Below are 20,352 nucleotides of genomic sequence, written 5' to 3' on the forward strand. Positions count from 1 at the left end.
CTTCACCAGGCAGCCGCACTTACTCGGCGGGAACGGTCTCCTGGACCATCTCCTCGAGGACCGGGAAGATCTTCGAGGCCAGGTAGGCATGGCCCTCGTCGGTGGGGTGGATGCCGTCGGCGCCGATGAGTCCTTCATCGGCGTCGGCAAGCCAGCCCTCGGCGAGGGCGTCAATGTAGAGGATGCCTTCGTCGGCCGCCGCCTGCTTCATCTCTGCGTTGTTGGCAGTGATGAAGCTGGGCACGGCTCCGTTGACCCAGATGGGCCCGACCACCACCAGCCTGGCCTGCGGAGCAATGTCATGGATGTCCGAGTAGAGGGACGTCGCTGCGTTGTACATGGCCTCCTTCGTCTGCCGGCCGTCGTTGCGGCTGCCGAACACCACCACCACATCGGCGGTGGGGCGGAGGCGGAGCGTGGCGGCTTCACGAAAGACCAAATCGGTGCTGCCGCGGGCCAGATAGCCCGAGCCGGGCTGGGCCATGACGTTGAGCTCCACCCGGGCGCCCTGATCGTAAAAACGCGAGCCCACTACTTTGGTCCAGTTCTCGGCTCCGTTGCCGCCCTCGGACGAGCCGCCAACGTAAGAGTCGCCCAGGATGTCGATTTGCGGCACCTTTTTTCCCACGGCCGGCGTGGTGCCCGACGGCTGCGGAGCGCCGCTCGCCTCCGTCGACTGGGACATTGCGTAAAAGGTCAGCAGCCCGGCGGCCAGGAGAAGGCCCAAAAATCCAAGGATCTTGGGCCACCGGCGGCGGCTGGAATAGGAGGTTCGGCGATCATCGCGTCGAGTTGACATTCCTAAATGATAACCGAGCGGTCTCGTAGGATGAACGCTTATTCAAAACAATAAAAATACTTGCTTCAGGGGGGAAAGTACGTGAATAAAATACCTGTATCTGTGTTGGTGCAAACAAAAAACGAGGAAAGGGGAATTGCCGGCTGCCTGGCTGCTCTCGAGGAATTTGATGAGGTAATTGTTGTTGATTCCAACAGCACTGACCGCACCGCGGAACTGGCCAAGGAGGCCGGTGCCACGGTCATCAACTTCACCTGGGACGGCAAGTTTCCGCAGAAGAAGCAGTGGCAGCTCACCGAAGTGGACACCCGCAACGAGTGGCTGCTGATGCTGGACGCTGACGAGTTCCCCACACCGGAGCTGGCCCGCGAACTCCGGGCCATTGCCGAGGACCCCGCCGAAATCCGGGTGGCGTTTGACCTGCCGGTGGCCTACCACTTTGCCGGAGTGGGGCTGCAGCATGGTCACCGCGTGGTGAAGCGCTCGTTCCTGCGGCGCGGAATGAACTCCTTCCGCAACATCGACCTGCTCCATCTGCCGGGCATGGGTGAAGTGGAGGCGCACTACCAGCCGGAACCGCGCGGACCGGTGGGCAGGACCACCGCGAAGCTGGTCCACAACGACGTGGATCCGGTCCGGACCTGGTTCGACCGGCACAACCGCTATTCCGACTGGGAAGCCTTCATCCGCACCCATCCCGACATCCGAGGCACCGTCCGCGAGTCCAAGAGCGGGCAGGGGCGCCGGTTCGATGCCCTTCCGCTGAAACCCCTGGTCTTTTTTCTCTACAGCTACGTACTGCGCAGAGGGTTCCTGGACCGCAGGGCCGGCTTTGACTACGCCCTGGCGCTGTCCATGTACTACTGGCAGATCGGGCTGAAGAGCCGGGAAATGCAGCGCGCGCAGGCCGCCGCCGAGCAGGTGCCCGCCCATGGATAACACCGGCGCGAACCCCGCGGGCGCAGAGCGCCGCGGCCTTCGAATCCTGCAGGTCGGCGGGTTGGCCGGCCCCGGAGCCGCGGCCGGCGGTGTCTGGGCCGTTGCCCGGACCCAAAGCGCTGCCCTGACAGGCATCGGCGAACACACCGAACTCGTGGGCGGCTGGCTGGGCGCGGTCCCGGCTGCAGCGGAAACCGCCGGCGGACCGGGCCCGGTTCGGCTGTTCCGGGTCCGGCGGCCGTTCCCCGGGGCACGTCTGCGCGGGCTGGTGAGCCTGCGCCTGCCCCGCTATGTGGCGGCCGGCGCCGCGTCGGCGGATGTGGTCCAGGTTCATCTGTGCCGCGACTTCATCACCACAGCGGCCACCCTGCTGCTCGGCCGGGGGAACACCCCGGTGATTGCACAGTCCCACGGCATGCTGGCGCCGTCGCGCTCGTTGCCCGTCCGAATGTACGACGCCGTCATCACACGCCGGCTGGTGCGCATTCCGCGGCTCTGGCTGACGCTGACCGAGGACGAGGAACGCGGCCTGCAGCATCTGGGCGTTGATCCGGCCCGGATGCGCCGCGTGGTTAATGCCACCGCCGAGTCCGGGAGCGCCTGGGCGGATCCGGAGCCGCAGGTGTTCCTGTTCGCTGCCCGGCTGGCCGCCCGCAAGCAGCCGGCAGTGTTCGTCCAGGCAGCGTTGGACGCGCTTGACCGTGGACTGGACGCCCGCTTCATTCTTGCCGGACCGGACCAGGGGGAGACCGCTCGCGTCCGCGCCCTGATCGCCGCGTCCGCGCACGCCGAACGTTTCGAGCTGCCGGGGGAGCTGTCTCCTGCGCAGGTGCAAAGCGCCATGGCAGAATGCACGGCATATGTGTTGCCAGCGCTAAAGGAGCCGTATCCAATGTCAGTGATCGAGGCAGCCGCCGCAGGAACACCGCTGATCGTGACGTCCGAATGCGGACTCGCGGCCGACCTCTATGAAGCGGATGCCGCCGTGCTGCCGGAGCCAACGGCCGAGGCTTTCTGTGAGGCCATGCTGAAACTGGGCGCCGATTCGGGCCGGCGGGCTGAACTGGGATCGAACGCACGCCTGCTGCACCGGCGGCTGTGGTCCGCCCAGCGTCTGGCCGAGGATCTCCGCGGGCTTTACCTGGAGGCCATGGGAGCGGCGGCAGCGGCCGCGCCCGCCGAAACCGTCCGGCAGGGAGCCCGGTCATGAGCACGAAACAGGTGCCTCCGCTGACCCCGCCCCTGCCGGTCCCGTACAACGGCCGCGGAGCCGAACAGCGCACCGGAGTCCGCACCGCCGTCGCACTGGTGGCCTTTCTGCTGTTCGCTGTGGTCTTTCCGCTGGAGGTCCGCGGCGCCAGCGCCATCCTCTTCAGCAACAGCGACTTCCTGATCCGGTACGCCGTGGCGCTCTATGCCTCCGTGAAGCTTGCGCTGCTGCTGTGGCAAGGCGACATCCGGCCCGTCGCCGGGGTGTTTTGGATTTTCGTCTACACCGGCATGGGCCTGGCACCGCTGGCCCAGCTGGCCACCGGCCGTTCCACGGCCCTGGCCATTCAGGTCGGCGACCGCGAGCTGACCATGGCCAGCCTGCTCACGCTGCTGGGATGTGTCTGCTTTGACGTGGCCTATCATCTGAAGCTGCGCCGGCGGGGCGGTGCCTCACCGCAGCTGCGCTTCCGGACGCTGCGCAGCATGGACGTGCTGCGGATCTTCTCGGTGGCTGCCGTGGTGGCGGCCCTGGTGTACATCATCCAGGTGGGCGGTCTGTCGGTGTTTTTCCTCAGCCGTCAGGAAACCAGCCAGGCACTGGATGAGATCAGTCCCGACAGCGGGCAGGCCCTGCGCGCCATCATTTCCGCTGCCGGTTCGGTTGGCTGCCTGACGGCGCTGATCTTTTACCTGCACGTCTGGCGCACCCGGGACGTTGCCCTGGCAGCGGTGGACGGCCTCCTGGTGGCTGCGCTGGCGGTGATGAACATTGTGGTCAACAACCCCGTCTCCAATTCCCGGTACTGGACGCTGGCAGTGGTCTTTGGCCTGCTGCTGCCCCTGATCCGCGGCCGGAAGGGAATGTTCAACGCGGCGGTGGCCGGCGGGGTGATCGCATCCATCGTCATTTTTCCGCTGTCCGACATTACCCGGCGGGCGGCCGGAACGGGTGCGCCGCTCAGCAGCGAGTCCGTGTGGATCACCATCGCCACCAAGGACTACGACCAATTCACGATGTTCGCCAACACCCTGGCCTACACCGCGGACCACGGTTTGTCGTGGGGGATGCAGGCCCTGGGCCCGGTGCTCTTCTGGGTACCCCGCGTCATCTGGCCCGACAAACCGCTGGACACCGGCGTCGAGGTGGGCCAGTGGATGAACAGCATCAACGTCAACCTGTCGGCGCCCCTGTGGGCCGAAGCCTGGATCAACTTCGGGCTGCCGGGCCTGATCCTGGTGTTCGCCGCACTGGGCCTGCTGGCCCGGCGGCTGGACTCCGGATTCCGGGCCGAAATCCTGAGCAAGGGTTCGGTCGGATACCTGGGCATTTCCATCTTCGCCGGATACCTGTTCATTCTGCTGCGCGGGTCGCTGCTGCAGTCCATGGGCCGGTTGATGATCCTGGTACTTTCAGTCCTGATCCTGACCGCTGTGACAAACCGCCGAGAAAGGCTGCAGCCATGAGTCAGACCCTGCCGCAAACACCCCGAGCCACCTTCCAAGAGTCCTTCAACCAGCTCAAGCAGGCGCAGAAAACCCGCAAGGGCGTGCCGCTGTATCTGCTGTACGTCAACCGGCCCGCCGGCCGTGCCGTGGCGGCAGCGCTGCGCCACAGCGGCCTGACGCCCAACCACGTCACCCTGGCCGGCGCGGTGCTGACCTACGGCTCGCTCGTGTGGCTTGCCTTCGGAGCTTCGGCGAACCTTTCATCGGCTTTGGTCGGTGTCCTCCTGGCCCTGGGCTACATCCTGGACTCGGCCGACGGACAGCTGGCCCGCCTGCAGGGCGCCAGTTCCGCCTTCGGGGAGTGGCTCGACCATGCCCTGGACAACGGCCGCATCACCGTGATGCACATTGCCGCCTTCTGCTTCCTCGCCCGCACCACCGACTACGACCACATCCTCCTGGCCGCAGCCTGCGGACTGTTCCTGCTGTCCAGCTCCTGCATCTTCTTTGGCGGCGCGCTGCTGGACCAGCTGCGGAAGAACGCCAAGGCGTTGGCCGCACCGGAAGCGCCGGTGTCGGCGTCATCGGCGTCGGCGTCATCGGCGTCGGCGCCCGGCGCACAGCCGGGGGCAGCCGCCGAGCGGGCCAACAACCGGCGCCTGCTGCGGCGGTCGGTGCTGACCCTGCCGGTGGACTACGGCATGACCTGCCTGGCGTTTCTGCTGCTGCCCTGGCCGCAGGTGTTCCTGGTCGCCTACCTGGTGCTGGCGGCAGCACACGTGCTGATGTGTGCGGCCTTCCTGCCGAAGTGGCGCTCCGAGCTCCTGGCGCTGGGTTAGGTGGGCGGATTCCGCCGGCTGGTCACCTTCGCGGACCAAGGCGTTTCCAGCGTCTCGAACTTTGTGGCGGTGGCTGTAGCGGCCAACGTGGCCACCGCCGCGGATTTCGGCCAGTTCTCCCTGGCCTACGCCGGCCTGCTGCTGTTTCTGGGCGGGCAGCGGGCCCTGGTGGGCGAGACACTCCTGGTGCGCTATTCCCAAACCGGCACCCTGACCCGGCAGGTGGCATCAGCGAGCCTGGGCGCCACCGCGCTGGTGGCAGTGCCCACGATCCTGCTGCTGCTGGCCGGGGCGGTCCTCTCGGGTCCCGAAAATGCCCGCCTCTGGCTGGTCATGGCCGCGGTGTCGCCGTTTGTGCTGCTGCAGGACAGCCTCAGGTACCTGTTCATCTGCCAGGGACGTCCGGCACGGGCGCTTTTGATTGACGGCATCTGGGCCGTGGGATCCATTACCGCCATGCTGCTGACCGCCCGGTCCGGCGGCGAGCTGTGGATGGTCCTGGTCTGGTGGGGGATCGGTGCCGCCGTGGCGCTGGCGGTGGGGTTGCTCCTGGCCCGGAGCGTTCCGGCCGTTCCCTCCGGGATCCGCTGGCTGGTCCTGAACCGGGACTTTGCCTTCCGCTATCTTGCCGAATTTGCCACCCTCAACGCTTCCACCTTCGCCGTCCTGTATTTTCTGGTGTTTCCGCTCGGCGCGGCGGGCGTGGGGGCGCTTCGCGCGGCGCAGCTGCTCTTCTCGCCGTTGAACACCGTGTTCGGCGCCATCAAGACGGCCGTGATCCCCGAGCTTGTCCGGACCCGGGGAACCGCAGCGTTCCGCAGCAGGCTGGTCGAGACGTTTGGCATTGTGCTGGTCCTGTCCCTGGGGTGGGGCGCAGCCGTGCTGCTGCTGCCGGCGTCCGCCGGCGAGTTTGTCCTGGGCGAGACCTGGCACAACGCCTCGGAGCTGCGCTGGCCGTACGCGGTGCAGTACCTGGCGATGGTGCCCTACACGGTTCTTTTGGCCTACTTCCGGGCCGCTCAGGCCAACCGGCTGTCGACCCTGATGCGCGGCGTCCTCGCGGCGCTGACGCTCGCGCTGCCGCTGGCCCTGGCGCTGGGCGGATCGGCGGCGGCGTCGGCCTGGGGATTCACCGGCGCCGTGGCCGTGGCAGCGGTCTGCGGCCTGCTGGCCGTCCGTGCCGGCCGCAGCCGTTCCGCAAGGGCTGCGGCAACCGCACTCGAACCGGTGGAGTAGCCCCGGGCAAACAAAAAGCCTTCCGGATGGTGTGCCTTGGCAAGCTGCACACCATCCGGAAGGCTTTTGCGTCTTCGGTGAAACCCCCGCCGCTGCGGGGAGACGTTATCTCTTGCTCAGTGCCCGGGTGTCCTCGCTGTCCCGGACAATGGCGGCTTCGGCTTCGGCCACCGGAGAGGCGGCGCCGCCGTCGTTGTCCCGCACCACCGGCAGCGGCGTGACGCCGTAGTCGGAGAGGTAGGCGGTGTTGGCGTCGGGGCCGGTGCGCGGAATGCGGTTGAGGACCACGCCCACAACGTTGGCGTTCACCAGGCTCAGCTGCTCAACCGCCTTGGAGAGGTTGTGCTGGCTGACCCGGGTGGCTCCGACCACCAGCAGGATGCCGTCGGTGTGGCGCGTCAGGATCGGTGCATCGGCCACCGGCAGCACCGGAGGAGCGTCCAGAATAACCATGTCGTACTCGGCTTCCAGTTCCTCGATCAGGTTCTGCATGGTCTCGGATCCGAGCAGCTCGGTGGGATTGGGCGGCAGCGGTCCGGAGGTCAGCACCGACAGGCCGCCGGAGCCCCAGTGCTGGGTGGCTTCGGCCAGGGTGGTGCGGCCAATCAGCACGGTGGTCAGGCCGACGCCGCCTTCCAGTCCGGTGGCGTTGGCCACCGACGGAAGCCGGAGATCGGCGTCAACCAAGATGACCCGCTGTCCGCTTTGGGCGATGCTCAGCGCCAGGTTCAGCGCCACGGTGCTCTTGCCCTCACCGGCCTGCGATGACGTCACCACCAGGGACTTCATCTGCTGGCTGACGGCGACAAACTCCAGATTGGTCCGCAGCTGGCGGAAGGCATCGGTTCCGGAGCCGCCGAGAATCGTCGGCCGGCTGGTTTGCCGCGGCGCCGTGGATTCGGTAATCCCGCCGAGCAGGGGCAGCGGGGTGGACTTGCGCAGATCAGCCTCGGTGCGCACGTGCCGGTCCAGGACATGGCGGAGAATCGCCACCACCAGCCCGAGGGCGAGACCATACAACAGTCCCAGTGCCAGGTTCAGCGGTATCTTCGGGCTGGAAGCAGCCGACGGCGGTTCGGCGGTGTCCACCGACGTGAGCCGCATCGGAGACGGCAGTCCGTTGGTGGGCCGCTCCAGATCAGCCACGGAGGAAATCAGGCTGGCCACCACGCCGTTGGCGATGTCAGCGGCGCGCTGGGCGGAGGAGTCAGCCACCTCAATGTCGATGAGGACGGTGTTGCGGGAAGTGGTCGGTTTGATCTTGGTGGCCAGCTCCTGCGGCGACATATCCAGCTCGAGGCTGTCGATGACGGGATTCAGGACCTGCGGCTTGGTCACCAGTTCCACGTAGGACTGCACCCGGTTCAGCGAAAAAGCGCTGCCCTGCTGGAGTTCGACGGTGGTTTCGCCGTTCTGCGTGGAGACGAACAGGCTGCTGGTTGCGGTATAGGTTTTGGGCATAAGAACAGAAATGACGCCCGCGGTAATAAGGCCGATGAGTGCAAATGAGACTATGAGCATCCAATTGCGGCGAAGGATCAGTATTTGTTCGCGCATATCCATTGGTTACCCCTTCCCTTGGATAGGCAGATGAATTGAGCAGAAAAAGAAGCTGGACCCGGAAATCATGAACGGAACCATGAATAGCACTGTTCCGATTCCACGCGTGCAGCGTCAGCGCCGATGGTCACCGGCGCGGACCCGTCATGAGACCCGAGCAGTTCCCCGGAGCCGGCATAAACAAGAAGGGAGCAGCCCTCGGGCAGCCCGTAGGCATGGTAGGTTCCCGGTTCAATCGAGGGCTCCTCGGCATGCGGAGCGGCCCCGCCGACCGAGAAGATGCCGTCCGGGAAACCCCGTCCGGCCGCCTCCAGCTCGGGCAGGAGCTCGGGGCAGAGGGCGGCGATCGCATCGGCGGTGTCCTGGGCCGGGCTCATGATCAGCTCGCTGAGCACCGACTCGGCGTCCACGGCCTTGGCGCTGAGCAGCTGGTCGCAGCGTTCCTGGCCCACCTGCAGCACGGCGTTGGGATCAGTGCCTTCCGGAACCTTGTCCTGCAGGTATTGCTCCTGCGTGGGCTCGAAGGTGGGTTCCGGCGCCGGCTGGGGGGACTGCACCACCGATTCCGGTGCCGCCGTCGCGCCTTCCCCCGTGTCTTCCCCCGCCGGGCTTTCAGATGCGCCGGCAGCCGGGGCGGAGGTCCCTGCGGTTCCCGGAGCGGCGGACGGCGTCGGCGTGCGGGAGGCGGAAGAGGAGGACGATGCTGACGGCGGAGCCGCTTCGGGAGAAGGGTCTGAGGAACTGCATCCTGTTGCCGCACCCAGCAGCGGCAACAGCAGCAGTCCCAGGGCCGATCGTTTGAGACCAGTATTCATGGAGTGCGCTTTCTTTCGGTTGTGAACGTGCAGAACGTTGCCGCCCCTCCTCAGGGGCGGAGGCTAGGGGCCGAAGACCAGGGTCAGGACCGGACGGCGGGTGGAGGACGCTTCCTTGGTGTGGAACCAGGCGTTGTCGGTTCCGGCGCTGGTAATGCCCAGATCAATGGATCCGGACAACATGGCCGACACGGCGGCCGGGTCCAGGTCCACCGTGTAGGCGGTGTTGGTGGCCGTCGGCGAAATGCTGCCCAGCACCGAGGTGCCCAGCGCCGGCCGGGTGTTGTAGGTGGTGGCCGCTTCCGTCCAGCTGCCCGTGACCGGCTGCACCGAATGCGGGTCAGTGGAGTTGCTGAAGGATTCGGACGTGGTGTAGACCCGCAGCGTGGCCGACGTCAGCCGCATCCCCGCCGGCACTGTGGTGCCGGGGGCGAACCGCAGGTACGAGGTGTAGGCCAGCGAGCCGCGCGAGGCCATGGACACCGCTGAGCCGTGAACTCCGTTGGGAGCGCCCTGGTTGACGTAGGTGTCGGCGGTGGGGGACAGGGACAGCGTGACCGGCTCAACCGGCGGTGCGCCGGCCACCGTGGCGTTCACCTGGGCGGAAGCCGCCCCGGCGTTGCCGGCGGCATCGACGGCCGCCACCCGGTAGTAGTAGGTGCCCGGGGCCAGATCCGCGTCGCTGACGGAGAGGACGGAACCGCCCGTGGTGGTCAGCAGATTGGCGGCCGACGGCGTGAAGCCCTCCTCCACCGACCGGTACACCCGGTATCCGGTGACGCCCACATTGTCGGTGGCAGCCTGCCAGCTCAGCGTCGCGGTGCTGTTGCTGACGGCGGCCGCGGCGCCGGTCACCGCAGCCGGCGCGGCGGTGTCGGGCGCCGGCTCCGGCTGGCCGGGAGTTCCCCCGCCGGCAGTGAAGTGCCGGGCCACCTGCGAGGCACTGAGGGCCGAGGGGTAGGCGGAGAACTCATCGATGGACCCGGCCAGATAGTTGCTGGTGGGCCGTCCCGGCCAGTTGTTCAGGCTGTCTCCGCCCACCCGCCAGGAGCCGGTGTAGGTCTGCGCCGCCGGTGTCTGGCTGCTGCCCACGGCGTTGCCGTCAACGTAGAGCGTGAAGCCGGAGGCCGTCTGGGTGGCAACGGCGTGGTGCCAGGCGTTGTCGTTGTAGGCCTGCGCAGTGGTGACGGCAACGGGTGTGTTGGCGGCATCCAGCACACCGAAGGCAAGGGTGCCGCCGGTGGTCATGTACAGGTGTCGGTCAACGGTGCCGCTGGAGTTGCGCGTGCCGTGGCGGTCGGGCTGGCCGGAAGCGAAGCCGAAGATCTTTCCGCCCTGCACGGAGTCCGTCTTGAACCAGGCCTCGGCGCTGTAGGTGGTCGGAGCGGAATACCGCTGCTGGCCGGAAACCTGGTCATCGACGCCGTCAAAGACGGCTGCGGTGCTGCCGGGAACGGCCCCTGCGGTGCCGGCCAGCAGCGGGCCGCCGAAGGTGACGCCCCGGTTGTTGCCCGGTGAACTGTCGGCCGGAGCCTTGGCGGTGCTGTCGTCCAGGCGCCAGTAAGTGGATGCGCCGTCGCCGAGCACGGCGGCCGGGTAGGGCTGTGTGGCTGCGGCAGTGGTGACCGAGACCTGGCCGGAAAGCGCGCTGGTGCTGGTACCGTCGCTGGCCCGGACCCGGTAGGTGTAGGCCGTTCCGGGGGTGGCGGTGGTGTCGGTGAAGGACAGCTGCGGGGTGCTGAACCAGGTGGAGTTTCCGGTCACGGTGCCCAGGGCAGTGCTGCTGCCGTTGCGGTAAACACTGTAGGTGAGCGCTGAGTCGTCGTTGTCCACGCTCTGGGTCCAGCGGACCTGGTTCTGGCCGGCTGCAAAGCTCACGGCGCTGACGTTGGCCGGGGTGCCGGGCGCGGCCGACGCCGGTCCGGGACCGAAGCGGGTCAGGCCCTGCTGGGCGGTGCCGTTGGTGGTGGTGAATTCACCGGCCACCCACAGGACGTCATCGCGGCCGGTACTGGTGATTTCCAGAGCCCGCGGGCCCAGGCCTTCGCCGGTGCCGTCATTGGTGTCGGGACTCCAGCCGAGGAACGGGTACGGATTGTCGATGTCCTGCGCGGAGAGGTGCTTGCGGGTGCCGTCGGCAAAGCCGCCCATGGCGGAGCAGTCGTGTACGTGGTGCCCGGAGTAGAGCACATCCTTGTACGGCAGCACCGCCTGCGTGGCGCCCTGGCAGGTGTCCTTCCAGATCTGCTCGTAGTTGTTGTCCAGGGACAGCCTGGCCCGTCCGTCGAAGGAGCGGCCGCCCATGCCTTCACCGGCGATGTAGAAACTGGTGCCGTCGCTGGTGACGTCCTTGACCACGGCGGAGGCGGGCACATATTCGGCTGCCGGATAGGTGCGCACATTCGCACCGGCGCCGTTGTCCACCACGGCCATGGCCCGTGACGGAGTGCCGTTGACGTTGCTGAAATCACCGGAGATCAGGACCACGTTGCGGCCGGCCGGCACGTCCAGGGCGCGGCCGACGCCGTCGGCCACCGGGGCCCAGGGAAGCAGGCTGCCCGTGGGGCCCACTGCAGCGAACCGGCTGCGGGAGGTGCCGTTGACGGTGGTGAAGTCACCGCCGAAGTAGACGGCGTTGGCGGTGGCGGCGATGGTCCGCACCGTGCTGTTCACCGTGCCGGGCCGGAAGGTGGTGTCCACGGTGCAGCCGGGCAGGTTGATGGCTGCCAGCCGGTTCGCGGTGACGCCGTTGACCGTGGTGAAATTGCCGCCGACGTACAGCTTGCGGCCGTCGGGAGACACGTCCATGGCCCGGACAGTGGCACCGGTTCCACCGCTGAAGGACAGGGCGCAGGAGGTGGGCGTGCCGGTGGAGGCGTCAAAGGCGGCGAAATTGACGGCCGCCCGGGACTGGCTGTTGCCGGCCGCGGTGCCCGGGGGGCGCACCTGGGTGAAGGTGCCGCCCACGTACATCACGCCGTCGGCCTCGGCCATGGCCCAGGCAATGCCGTTGGTTTGCCAGGTGGGCAGGGCGACGGCGGAGAAGGCCACGCCGGGGGACAAGGCGCTTGCCGGAGCGGCAACGCCAATCAGGGTTGCTGCTGCAACAGCCGCAACCGAACATATTGCCGCAATTTTTTTGTGCACGGCTTTACCGCCTCATGAAATGGGGACGGGCCCGCGGCCCGAAACTGAATGGAAGCGTAGCCGCAGCCCACTGCGTGTCCCACGGTGGCCTTTACTCGAGTTGAGGCGCTGAATACTCGGGCCGGCACTCCCTCTACTCGTGTTTTTCCGGGCCCTACGTGATTGTGCTGAATTTGCTTTACGGGCCCGGAAATATGCGTTGAAAATGAAAAGAGATTTAACGGACCACAACTGGGGGTTGTTCATAATGGCAGTTCGGATCGGCTATGCCTCGGGGGTTTATGACCTTTTCCATATCGGCCACCTGAATTTGCTGAAGCATGCCCGCAGCCAGTGTGACTATCTGATTGCCGGCGTTGCTTCCACCGAAATGACGCAGCGGCTCAAGGGCACCACCCCCGTGGTGCCGCTGGCTGAGCGGCTGGAGATTGTGCGCAGCGTCCGCTTTGTTGATGACGTGGTGGTGGATGAGCACCTGAACAAGGCGGACACCTGGCGTGAGGTGGGCTTCAACGTCTTTTTCAAGGGTGATGACTGGCGGGGCACCGAGAAGGGCGACCGCCTGGAGCGGAACATGGCGCAGATCGGAGTGGAAGTCGTGTATTTCCCCTACACGGTCACCACGTCCTCCACCGTCCTGCGCCGGGCCCTGACCCTTTTGGACGGCGGGCGGGCCGGGGACACAGCCCTGAACGCATGAACGCTCCGCACCGTTCCGCGCAGCGGCCGGCCCGGGGACTGTCCCGGCGTGAAGTGCTGGCCCTGGGCGCCGCCGGGCTTGTCCTGACTGCCTGCGACAACCGCGCTGACGCTGATGCCTCCGACGGGTCCGGCACGCCCGAGCCCGCTCCGGTCCACACCATCGAATCGATGCTGGCGGCCGCACCGTTCCTGGTGGCGCACCGCGGATCGTGGGACAACTGGCCCGAGCACACCATGGCCGCGTACCGCGGTGCGGTCAACGCCGGCGCCGTGGCGTTGGAAGTGTCCGTCAGCGCCACCTCGGACGGGAAGCTGGTCTGCCACCATGACCTGAACACCAAACGCACCACCGGCCGCATGCTGATGATCAAGGATTCCACCTACGCCCAGCTGTCCGAGCTCGTGGTTGACGCCCGGGCCTGGCTGGGCCCGAAGGCGGGCACGGAAAAGATCCCCCTGCTCAAGGACGTCCTGGATGCCTTCGCCGCCTCCCACGTCATTTTCATCGAGGACAAGCAGGGCACTAACACCCGTGCGCTGCTGGATCTGATGGACACCTATCCGGAGTCGCGCAGCCATTTGATCTGGAAACAGTCGGCGGAGGCGGCGCAGATCGATGCGGCGACCAAGCGCGGATACGCCAGCTGGGGCTACTTCACGGCGGAGCAGCTGGACCTTGTGCCCAAGCTGGCCGGGCAGTTCACCTACCTGGGCGTGCACCATTCGGCCTCCGACGCCGAAATCGCGGACGTGGTGGCCATCGGCAAGCCCGTCATTTGCTGGGAGGCACACACCCGCGAGCTGCGGGACCGGCTGCTGGCGCTGGGCGTGTCCGGGGTGATGTGCGCCAACCTTCCGTACCTGGCCACCGATGAGCCCGTGGCAACCGCCGACAGCTTTGGCGAGGGGATCCGGGCTCCCGGCGACCTGCCGTGGATGGTTGGACAGGGCTGGAATCTCCAGCCGGAACTGAAGCTCGCCGGCGGCACCCTGCTCATGTCCGCCGCAGCCAACAGCAGTTACCGGATGGGTTCGCTATGCCCGGTGCGCCGGGAAATCTACAGCATCCACTTCGACATGCGCTGGCCGGTGGCCCTGCCGGACGATGACACCCTGCACGCCGGCATGGCGTTCGGCCAGGAGGACGACCGCCCCTACCGGGTGCTGATTCCCAGCGACGTGGGCGGCTACCACTTGGTGGTCCGGCCCACCGGGGAAATGACACTGCTGTTGCGCAGTCCGGGCGAACCCGGCGGGCTGCGGCTGAGCGCTGTGGACACGGCGCCGGTGAAAGCCGGCGAGTGGATGTCGTTCAAGATTGATATCGCCCCTGACAGTGTCCGGTTTTCCCGTCTGGACGGTGCCGGCTGGGCGGGCATCACCTCGAACCGCAAGTACCGCGGCGGCTACTTCAGCCTGGCCCGCAACTATTCGGATGATTACCCGGTGGAGTTCCGCAAGGTGAAGGTTGTCTAGCTTGCGCTGACGGCATTGCGCTGACGGTTACGGTTCGCTGACCCCTCTACTGCGGTACGCGGATCGCTTCCGGTGAACGACGACTCGCTGCCGGTGGACGACGACGGCGGCGGCGCAGGGAGCGCTGCCCCCGCCCGGCTGCGGTCAGCGCCAGCCCCAGCAGGGCTCCGCCGGCATTGAGCAGGACATCCTGCGCGTTGCCCTGCCGGTGCGGGAGGTACACATCCTGAAAGCCCTCCATCCCCGCGGCGAATCCGGCGCACAGCAGCAGCGCGAACCACCAGCGGCGCGGCGGCAGCAACGCCGCGACCAGCGCACCCAGCGGAATAAACAGGAGCACGTTGGCGGCGGATTCCAGCATTGCGTAGTCCACCCAGCCCGGCAGCCCATGGTCCTGCAACCGGTGGAGTAACCGCAGCAGGGTGCCGTACAGCGGCCGGTCCACCGGCGCGGGCCAGAGCAGGATCGCCGCCATCACTGCCAGCACCCCGCTGGCAGCGGTCCACAGCGCGGCACGCCGGGCGGAGCCGTCCCGTACCGGCGCCAATTACCGGCGGCCCTGCTGGTTGTGGGCGGCAACCTGCGCGGCGGTCAGCGCCGTCGGGTACACGGCGAACTCGTCAATGGAGCCCTTGAAGTGGCGGCTGGTCGGAGCATTCGGCCAGGTGGACGGGATCGAGTCCCCGCCGATCCGCCAGGATCCCAGGGAGACGGTGTTGGCGGACACGGTATTGGAGGCAACCCTCACGCCGTCGACATAGAGCACCATGCCGCCCGGGCCCTGGGTCGCCACCACGTGGTGCCAGGCGTTGTCGTTGTAACTGGCGGGCGAGGTCACCACCACCCTCGTGCCGGACCAGGTGCCGAACACGAGCTTGCCGGCGTTGCTCATGTAGACGTGCCGGTCATAGACGCTGCTGTAGCCGAGCAAGCTTCCGTTGCGGCGGGGCTGGGCGTTGCCGAAGCCCAGGATCTTCCCGCCGGTGGTGGTGTCCGTCTTGAACCAGGCCTCGGCGCTGAACACCGTCGGGGCGCTGACGCGCTGCTGACCGAAGATCATGTCGTCGACGCCGTCAAAGCTGGCCGCGCGGTTGCTGTCGCTGCGCAGGGCTCCGGCGGATCCCGAGAGTTTCGCCCCGAGGTTGGGCAGGCCCATCTTGTTGCCGTTGGAGGAATCGGCCGCCGCCGCCAGGGAGTCGCCCAGCCGCCAGTAGGTGGTGGCGCCGTCGGCCCGCACCAGCGCCGGATAGGGGGCAGCCGACGTCGCCGTGGTGACCTGAACCTGCGCGGACAGCGGGCCGCTGCGTCCGCTGGGATCCGTGGCCTGCACCCGGTAGGTGTAGGCAGTGCCCGGCACCGCAGTGGTGTCGGTGAAGGAGGCCTGCGGCAGGTCCCACCAGCGCGACGACGAATTGACGGCCGCCAGCGGGGTGGTGGAACCGTTGCGGTAGACCCGGTAGGTGAGCTCGGAATCGTCGGGGTCCGAGGTGGACTGCCAGCGGATGGTGTTCTGGCCGGAGGCCCGGGACTCGGCGCTGACAAACTTCGGGGTGCCCGGGCCGGCGGTGCTGGACGATGCCGGTCCGAAGCGGGTCAGGCTCTGCTGCCCGCTGCCGTTGACGGTGGTGAATTCTCCGCCGGTCCACAGGACGTCCCTGCCGCTTCCGGCCGTGGTGTGGGCCAGGGCCCGCGGGCCGATCCCTTCGCCCTGGCCGTCATTGGTGACCGGGTTCCACTGGTGCATGGGGGAGGGGCTGGTGATGCTCTGTGCGCTCAGGTGCACGCGCGGTCCGTCGGGAAAGGAGTTCATGCTGGAGCAGTCGTGTGCGTGATGCGCGGAGTACAGCGTCTGGCTGTACACGCTCACCGCCTGCGTGGCGCCCAGGCAGGTGTCCCGCCAGACCTGGTTGTAGGTGGTCAGGTCCAGCCGCGCGCGGCCGTCGAACACGCCGCCGCCGGTGCCCTCGTTGCCGATGTAGAAGCTGGTGCCGTCGGAGTCGATGGACTTCACCGTGGAGGTGCGCGGAATGAAGAAGTTGGGATAGGTGCGGACGTTGGCGCCGGTGGTGTTGTTCAGCACAGCCAGGGCCTTGGAGTCGGCGCCGTTCATGGTGAGGAAGTCGCCGCCGGCGAGCACCGTGCTCTTGCCGGCGGGGACGTGCAGGGCCCGCACCGGCTGATCCGCCGACGGCGCCCACGCCTGCAGCGATCCGGTGGCACTGACTGCTGCCAGCCGGTTGCGGGCCGCCGTTCCGACGGTCCTAAAATCTCCGCCGAAGTAGACGGCTGAGGCCGTGGCCTCGATGGCGCGCACGGTGGAGGAGACGGCTGCGGGTTTGAAGTTGGTGTTGACGGTGCAGCCGGGCAGGTTGATCGCGGCAATGCGGGTGGTGGCCACGCCGTTGACCGTGCCGAAGCTGCCTCCGATGTACAGCGTGCGCCCGTCGGGGGAGACGTCCAAGGCCCGCACGGTGGCGCTGCCTCCGGTCACTGACAGTGAGCAGCTGGTGGGGTTGCCGGTGTAGGCGTCGAACGCGGCAAAGTTCACTGCGCTCCTTGATCCGGCGGCGCCGGCTGCGGTCCCGGGCGGGCGGATGGCAGTGAAGGTTCCGCCGGCGTACACCACCCCGTTGGACTCGGCCATGGTCCAGACAATTCCGTTGGTTTGCCACGTGGGCAGATTGGTGGCGGAGAATGCCACGCCGGGGGAGAGCGCAGCCGCGGGCGGAGCGAACCCGATCAGGGATGCGGCGGCGAGGACAACCCCGCTCAGGACGGCGGCGACTTTTCTGAACATTTCGAACCCGGCTTTCATTCCGCCAAAGCGCCCGGCGGGGCGCACCCGCTATGCAACCTAACGTCCGCGTCGGGCGGGGTAACCGGTACGGAATACCCGTTTTCGCCGGCTTACCTACCTGCCGGCGGCAAACCTGCGTACGGCGCTCGCAGCCCGCCCAACTAAGGTGCGGCTCAGGTGCGCTCGCGGCCGTGCAGTGGGATGATTAGCACAGACTTATGTTGCGTATTGATGCAGATCACGTGCGCACCCGACCGGCCAGCCAAGGAGTTTTTCCAGTGCCTGTGGTTTCCACCCCCGAAACGCTCAAGCCCCTGACCGGGCCCCTGGACAACGCCGAGGTCCTGCGCATCCGCAACGACTTCCCGATCCTGCACCAGCAGGTCAACGGCCATCCGCTGGTGTACCTGGACTCGGGCGCCACCTCGCAGAACCCGCTCAGCGTGATCGAAGCCGAACAGGAGTTCTACGAACAGCGCAACTCGGCGGTGCACCGCGGCGCGCACACCCTCGCCGTGGCCGCGACCGACGTGTACGAGGATGCCCGCGCCAAGGTCGCCGGCTTCGTGAACGCCCGGCCCAACGAGATCGTCTGGACGTCCAACGCCACCGAGGCGATCAACCTGATCGCCTACTCCTTCTCCAACGCCGCCGCCGGCCGCGGGGGAGAGGCCGCCCGCCGCTTCGCGCTCGGCGCGGGCGACGAGATTGTGGTCACCGAAATGGAGCACCACGCCAACCTGATTCCCTGGCAGGAACTGGCCGCGCGCACCGGAGCGACGCTGCGGTTCATTCCGGTGGACGACGACGGCGCGCTGCGGCTGGAGGAGGCCGAGCGGCTGATCACCGGGCGCACCAAAATCGTGGCGTTCACGCACGCCTCCAACGTGCTCGGCACCATCAACCCGGTGGAAACCCTGGTGCGCCTCGCGCACAACGCGGGGGCGCTCGTCGTGCTCGATGCCTGCCAGTCGGTGCCGCACCTGCCGGTGGACGTGAAGGCGCTGGACGTGGATTTCGCCGCGTTCTCCGGGCACAAGATGCTCGGCCCCACCGGCATCGGCGTGCTCTACGGCAAGGCCGAACTGCTGGACGCGATGCCGCCGTTCCTGACCGGCGGATCGATGATCACCACGGTGACCATGGAGCAGGCCGACTACCTGCCGTCCCCGCAGCGCTTTGAGGCCGGCACGCAGCGCATTTCGCAGGCCATGGCCCTGGGCACCGCGGTGGATTACCTGCAGGAAACCGGGATGGACCGCATCCACGCCTGGGAGGCCACACTGGGTGAGCGGCTGGTGGCCGGGCTGGAAGCGATCGAGGGCATCCGGGTGCTCGGCCCGCGCGCCGGCGTGGAGCGGATCGGGCTGGCGGCGTTCGACGTCGACGGCGTCCACTCGCACGACGTGGGCCAGTTCCTGGATGATGCGGGCATTGCCGTGCGCGTGGGGCACCACTGCGCGCAGCCGCTGCACCGCCGCCTGGGCCTGATCTCCACCACCCGCGCCAGCACCTATCTGTACAACACCACCGACGACGTCGACGCGTTCCTGAACGCGGTGGCCGGCGTCCGTCCGTTTTTTGGAGTGAAGTAAATGAGCGCCGAGCTGCAGCAGCTGTACCAGCAGATCATCCTGGACCATGCCAAGGCCCGGCACGGCGCCGGCCTGGCGGAGGTGCCGGCGGGGCTGAAGTCGGGGGAGAGCCACCAGCTGAATCCCACCTGCGGCGATGAGATCACGCTGCGCGCGGTGATGACCGACGCCGGAACCTCCGCGGCCGGTGCCGCCGGCGTTGGGGCCGGCATCACCTCCGTGCAGGGCATCAGCTGGGAGGGGCAGGGCTGTTCCATTTCGATGGCGTCGGCCTCCGTACTCACCGATCTGGCCGCCGGGCTGTCCCGGGACGAGATCATGGCGCTGGTGGATAACTTCCGCGAGGTGATGCGTTCCCGCGGCACCGTGGAGGCTGATGAAGAGGTGCTCGGCGACGCCGCCGCGTTCTCCGGCGTCTCCCGCTATCCGGCGCGGGTCAAGTGCGCCATGCTCGCCTGGGTCGCGCTCGAGGAAGCGCTGCTCGCGGCGAACTAGGCCTGCAGGGTCAAGCCATAGTCCAAATCTTGCTGCCGAGCAAGTAATTTCGGGGAACAGACGAGTATCCAATACCGTTCCGCGGAATGAGTTGTGGTCATACGTTCGAATGCATGGACACACCTGCCCCCGCAAGAGAATGGCGCCGGACGCGCTACCGTCGTACCCGTCGCGATTGGATCACTTACATCGGCTTGGCTCTGCTGGCGGCGGTTACGGCCGTGGTGGTGGCAGCGGCTCTCTACAGATGACGCTGATCCCGGGGCCGGGCAAGAAGACAGCCTCGGGACCGTGTTTCTCCGCAGCCCGCGACGGTGCCGCCAGTAGGCTGGCCGGATGGAAAAAGCACTCAGCCTGGACCTGATCTGATGGGGCTCTTCGGGGGCAAGCGCGCCGCCAGGGACAAAGCCGCAGCCGAAGTGGATGCCTGGGTCGCAGGAGCGGCCGCCGCTCTGCCCGGCGCGGAGGTCTCGGCCGACAGCTGGACCGGACCCTTCTTCATGAGCGGCCTGGCAGCCAACACGTACACGGTCAGGACCCTGGGCAGTCGCAGCCAGTTGTCCGCCGTCATCAGCCGGCTGTCGCATCAGATCGACGCGCTGGGGCCAAACGACACCCTGAACCTGCAGATCGCCGGATCGGAGGCCCCCGGTGCGGGACACTCCCGTCTGGCGGTGTCCGGGGAAAAGCGGGACCGGGAATGGCTGCAGGTCCTGGTGCGAACCCACGACTCCCTTATTGCCCGCCTCCCGGATCAATCGGTCCTCATGGGCGGGCTCAACGGACGCTGCACAGTGCTGGGAGTGGCACGTGAGGATGCCCTGTCCATCGGCCGGCTGCTGATTTCCTGGTGGGAGGAGCAGCAGATGGGCGAGGCGGGGTCTTCGCCGCTGTCCGGACTTTCCCTGGAGATCGGCGGCCGACACGACGACCCGGAGATCACCTACACGGTGGATCCCTCTGGTTCCTTCGACGCGGAGGGTGTGGAGCTGGACGAACCCGCGGAGCCGCTGTCGGCCGTGGAGAAACGGGAACGGATCCGGCTGGCCGTTGCCGCGTGGACTGGAAGCCTGGCAGATTTGGACACCGCGGCCCGGCTGGACCTGCGCCCCGGCTACGCGATCGAGTTCCAGTTCCTGCTGCCCGGGTTTGACCCACACCTTCTGGTCATTGAACTGGCCACCGGTGTCTGGAACAAGGAGGAAACCGCCAGAACGGAGGAAGCCATCAGATCCCGTAACCCGGCGCCGGCGGTTCGCACGCCGTAGGGCTGAAAGCGGTGCCCGTCGCCAGC

Annotated in this window: 16 protein-coding genes; 10 read left to right on the plus strand and 6 right to left on the minus strand. The window is 67.3% G+C overall.

What is annotated here, in order from left to right; translation table 11 throughout:
- Window positions 1-19 precede the first annotated feature (19 nt).
- A complete protein-coding gene (locus QNO08_RS04605; RefSeq protein ID WP_229967218.1) occupies window positions 20-799 on the minus strand; it encodes an SGNH/GDSL hydrolase family protein in 780 nt (259 codons plus the stop codon).
- A gap of 102 nt (window positions 800-901) precedes the next feature.
- Here QNO08_RS04605 and QNO08_RS04610 point away from each other — a divergent pair, with 102 nt between their 5' ends.
- Genes QNO08_RS04610 through QNO08_RS04630 form a run of 5 tightly spaced genes read left to right on the plus strand, consistent with a single transcriptional unit; the run spans window position 902 to window position 6,471 of the window.
- Complete coding sequence (locus tag QNO08_RS04610) at window positions 902-1,738, plus strand: glycosyltransferase family 2 protein (RefSeq protein WP_229967220.1); 837 nt, start codon at window positions 902-904, stop codon at window positions 1,736-1,738.
- Entirely contained in the window at window positions 1,731-2,948 is a 1,218-nt protein-coding gene (locus tag QNO08_RS04615) for a glycosyltransferase family 4 protein (protein WP_229967221.1), read from the plus strand. Before QNO08_RS04610 ends, QNO08_RS04615 begins: the two co-directional genes overlap by 8 nt.
- On the plus strand, window positions 2,945-4,414 hold the full coding sequence (locus QNO08_RS04620) for an O-antigen polymerase (protein ID WP_229967224.1): 1,470 nt from the start codon (window positions 2,945-2,947) through the stop codon (window positions 4,412-4,414). Before QNO08_RS04615 ends, QNO08_RS04620 begins: the two co-directional genes overlap by 4 nt.
- Entirely contained in the window at window positions 4,411-5,235 is an 825-nt protein-coding gene (locus tag QNO08_RS04625; RefSeq protein WP_229967227.1) for a CDP-alcohol phosphatidyltransferase family protein, read from the plus strand. Before QNO08_RS04620 ends, QNO08_RS04625 begins: the two co-directional genes overlap by 4 nt.
- The gene (locus QNO08_RS04630) at window positions 5,236-6,471 is read left to right on the plus strand and encodes an MATE family efflux transporter (RefSeq protein ID WP_229967229.1); all 1,236 of its coding nucleotides are present in this window, start codon (window positions 5,236-5,238) and stop codon (window positions 6,469-6,471) included.
- A 105-nt stretch (window positions 6,472-6,576) separates the two neighbouring features.
- Here QNO08_RS04630 and QNO08_RS04635 read toward each other — a convergent pair whose 3' ends face one another.
- The 3 genes from QNO08_RS04635 to QNO08_RS04645 all read right to left on the minus strand — a co-directional run bounded on the left by QNO08_RS04635 (window position 6,577) and on the right by QNO08_RS04645 (window position 11,993).
- A complete protein-coding gene (locus tag QNO08_RS04635) occupies window positions 6,577-8,034 on the minus strand; it encodes a tyrosine-protein kinase domain-containing protein (protein ID WP_331461787.1) in 1,458 nt (485 codons plus the stop codon).
- Window positions 8,035-8,096: 62 nt separating this feature from the next.
- The gene (locus QNO08_RS04640; protein ID WP_229967230.1) at window positions 8,097-8,846 is read right to left on the minus strand and encodes a hypothetical protein; all 750 of its coding nucleotides are present in this window, start codon (window positions 8,844-8,846) and stop codon (window positions 8,097-8,099) included.
- Window positions 8,847-8,909: 63 nt separating this feature from the next.
- Window positions 8,910-11,993: a CBM96 family carbohydrate-binding protein gene (locus QNO08_RS04645; RefSeq protein WP_229967231.1), complete on the minus strand. Its 3,084-nt coding sequence runs from the start codon at window positions 11,991-11,993 to the stop codon at window positions 8,910-8,912.
- A gap of 247 nt (window positions 11,994-12,240) precedes the next feature.
- Here QNO08_RS04645 and QNO08_RS04650 point away from each other — a divergent pair, with 247 nt between their 5' ends.
- Together QNO08_RS04650 and QNO08_RS04655 are read left to right on the plus strand one after the other, a co-directional pair.
- Window positions 12,241-12,693 (plus strand): FAD synthase family protein, encoded by a 453-nt coding sequence (locus QNO08_RS04650; protein ID WP_229967232.1) that lies wholly within the window; start codon window positions 12,241-12,243, stop codon window positions 12,691-12,693.
- Window positions 12,690-14,171 (plus strand): glycerophosphodiester phosphodiesterase, encoded by a 1,482-nt coding sequence (locus tag QNO08_RS04655; protein ID WP_229967233.1) that lies wholly within the window; start codon window positions 12,690-12,692, stop codon window positions 14,169-14,171. Before QNO08_RS04650 ends, QNO08_RS04655 begins: the two co-directional genes overlap by 4 nt.
- A 46-nt stretch (window positions 14,172-14,217) precedes the next feature.
- On the opposite strand, the gene QNO08_RS04660 is transcribed toward QNO08_RS04655, so the two are convergent.
- Together QNO08_RS04660 and QNO08_RS04665 are read right to left on the minus strand one after the other, a co-directional pair.
- Window positions 14,218-14,718 carry a VanZ family protein gene (locus QNO08_RS04660; RefSeq protein ID WP_229967234.1) on the minus strand — a complete coding sequence of 167 codons (501 nt, stop codon included), beginning with the start codon at window positions 14,716-14,718 and terminating at the stop codon, window positions 14,218-14,220.
- Window positions 14,719-16,968 carry a LamG-like jellyroll fold domain-containing protein gene (locus QNO08_RS04665; RefSeq protein ID WP_229967235.1) on the minus strand — a complete coding sequence of 750 codons (2,250 nt, stop codon included), beginning with the start codon at window positions 16,966-16,968 and terminating at the stop codon, window positions 14,719-14,721.
- A gap of 278 nt (window positions 16,969-17,246) precedes the next feature.
- Here QNO08_RS04665 and QNO08_RS04670 point away from each other — a divergent pair, with 278 nt between their 5' ends.
- The 3 genes from QNO08_RS04670 (at window position 17,247) to QNO08_RS04680 (ending at window position 20,326) form a co-directional block, all read left to right on the plus strand.
- A complete protein-coding gene (locus QNO08_RS04670) occupies window positions 17,247-18,563 on the plus strand; it encodes a cysteine desulfurase (protein ID WP_229967236.1) in 1,317 nt (438 codons plus the stop codon).
- On the plus strand, window positions 18,564-19,058 hold the full coding sequence (gene sufU, locus QNO08_RS04675) for a Fe-S cluster assembly sulfur transfer protein SufU (protein ID WP_229967237.1): 495 nt from the start codon (window positions 18,564-18,566) through the stop codon (window positions 19,056-19,058).
- Between the two features lie 368 nt (window positions 19,059-19,426).
- A complete protein-coding gene (locus QNO08_RS04680; protein WP_229967238.1) occupies window positions 19,427-20,326 on the plus strand; it encodes a hypothetical protein in 900 nt (299 codons plus the stop codon).
- The last annotated feature ends 26 nt before the right edge of the window (window positions 20,327-20,352 follow it).

The organism is Arthrobacter sp. zg-Y820 (assembly GCF_030142155.1).
Taxonomy (GTDB): domain Bacteria; phylum Actinomycetota; class Actinomycetes; order Actinomycetales; family Micrococcaceae; genus Arthrobacter_B.

Excerpts from the sequence above, each read along its gene's own strand:
- QNO08_RS04605 (WP_229967218.1), bottom strand. The coding sequence starts at position 799 with ATGTCAACTCGACGCGATGATCGCCGAACCTCCTATTCCAGCCGCCGC.
- QNO08_RS04615 (WP_229967221.1), top strand. The coding sequence starts at position 1,731 with ATGGATAACACCGGCGCGAACCCCGCGGGCGCAGAGCGCCGCGGCCTT.
- QNO08_RS04620 (WP_229967224.1), top strand. The coding sequence starts at position 2,945 with ATGAGCACGAAACAGGTGCCTCCGCTGACCCCGCCCCTGCCGGTCCCG.
- QNO08_RS04625 (WP_229967227.1), top strand. The coding sequence starts at position 4,411 with ATGAGTCAGACCCTGCCGCAAACACCCCGAGCCACCTTCCAAGAGTCC.
- QNO08_RS04635 (WP_331461787.1), bottom strand. The coding sequence starts at position 8,034 with ATGGATATGCGCGAACAAATACTGATCCTTCGCCGCAATTGGATGCTC.
- QNO08_RS04640 (WP_229967230.1), bottom strand. The coding sequence starts at position 8,846 with ATGAATACTGGTCTCAAACGATCGGCCCTGGGACTGCTGCTGTTGCCG.
- QNO08_RS04650 (WP_229967232.1), top strand. The coding sequence starts at position 12,241 with ATGGCAGTTCGGATCGGCTATGCCTCGGGGGTTTATGACCTTTTCCAT.
- QNO08_RS04655 (WP_229967233.1), top strand. The coding sequence starts at position 12,690 with ATGAACGCTCCGCACCGTTCCGCGCAGCGGCCGGCCCGGGGACTGTCC.
- QNO08_RS04665 (WP_229967235.1), bottom strand. The coding sequence starts at position 16,968 with ATGTTCAGAAAAGTCGCCGCCGTCCTGAGCGGGGTTGTCCTCGCCGCC.
- sufU (WP_229967237.1), top strand. The coding sequence starts at position 18,564 with ATGAGCGCCGAGCTGCAGCAGCTGTACCAGCAGATCATCCTGGACCAT.
- QNO08_RS04680 (WP_229967238.1), top strand. The coding sequence starts at position 19,427 with ATGGGGCTCTTCGGGGGCAAGCGCGCCGCCAGGGACAAAGCCGCAGCC.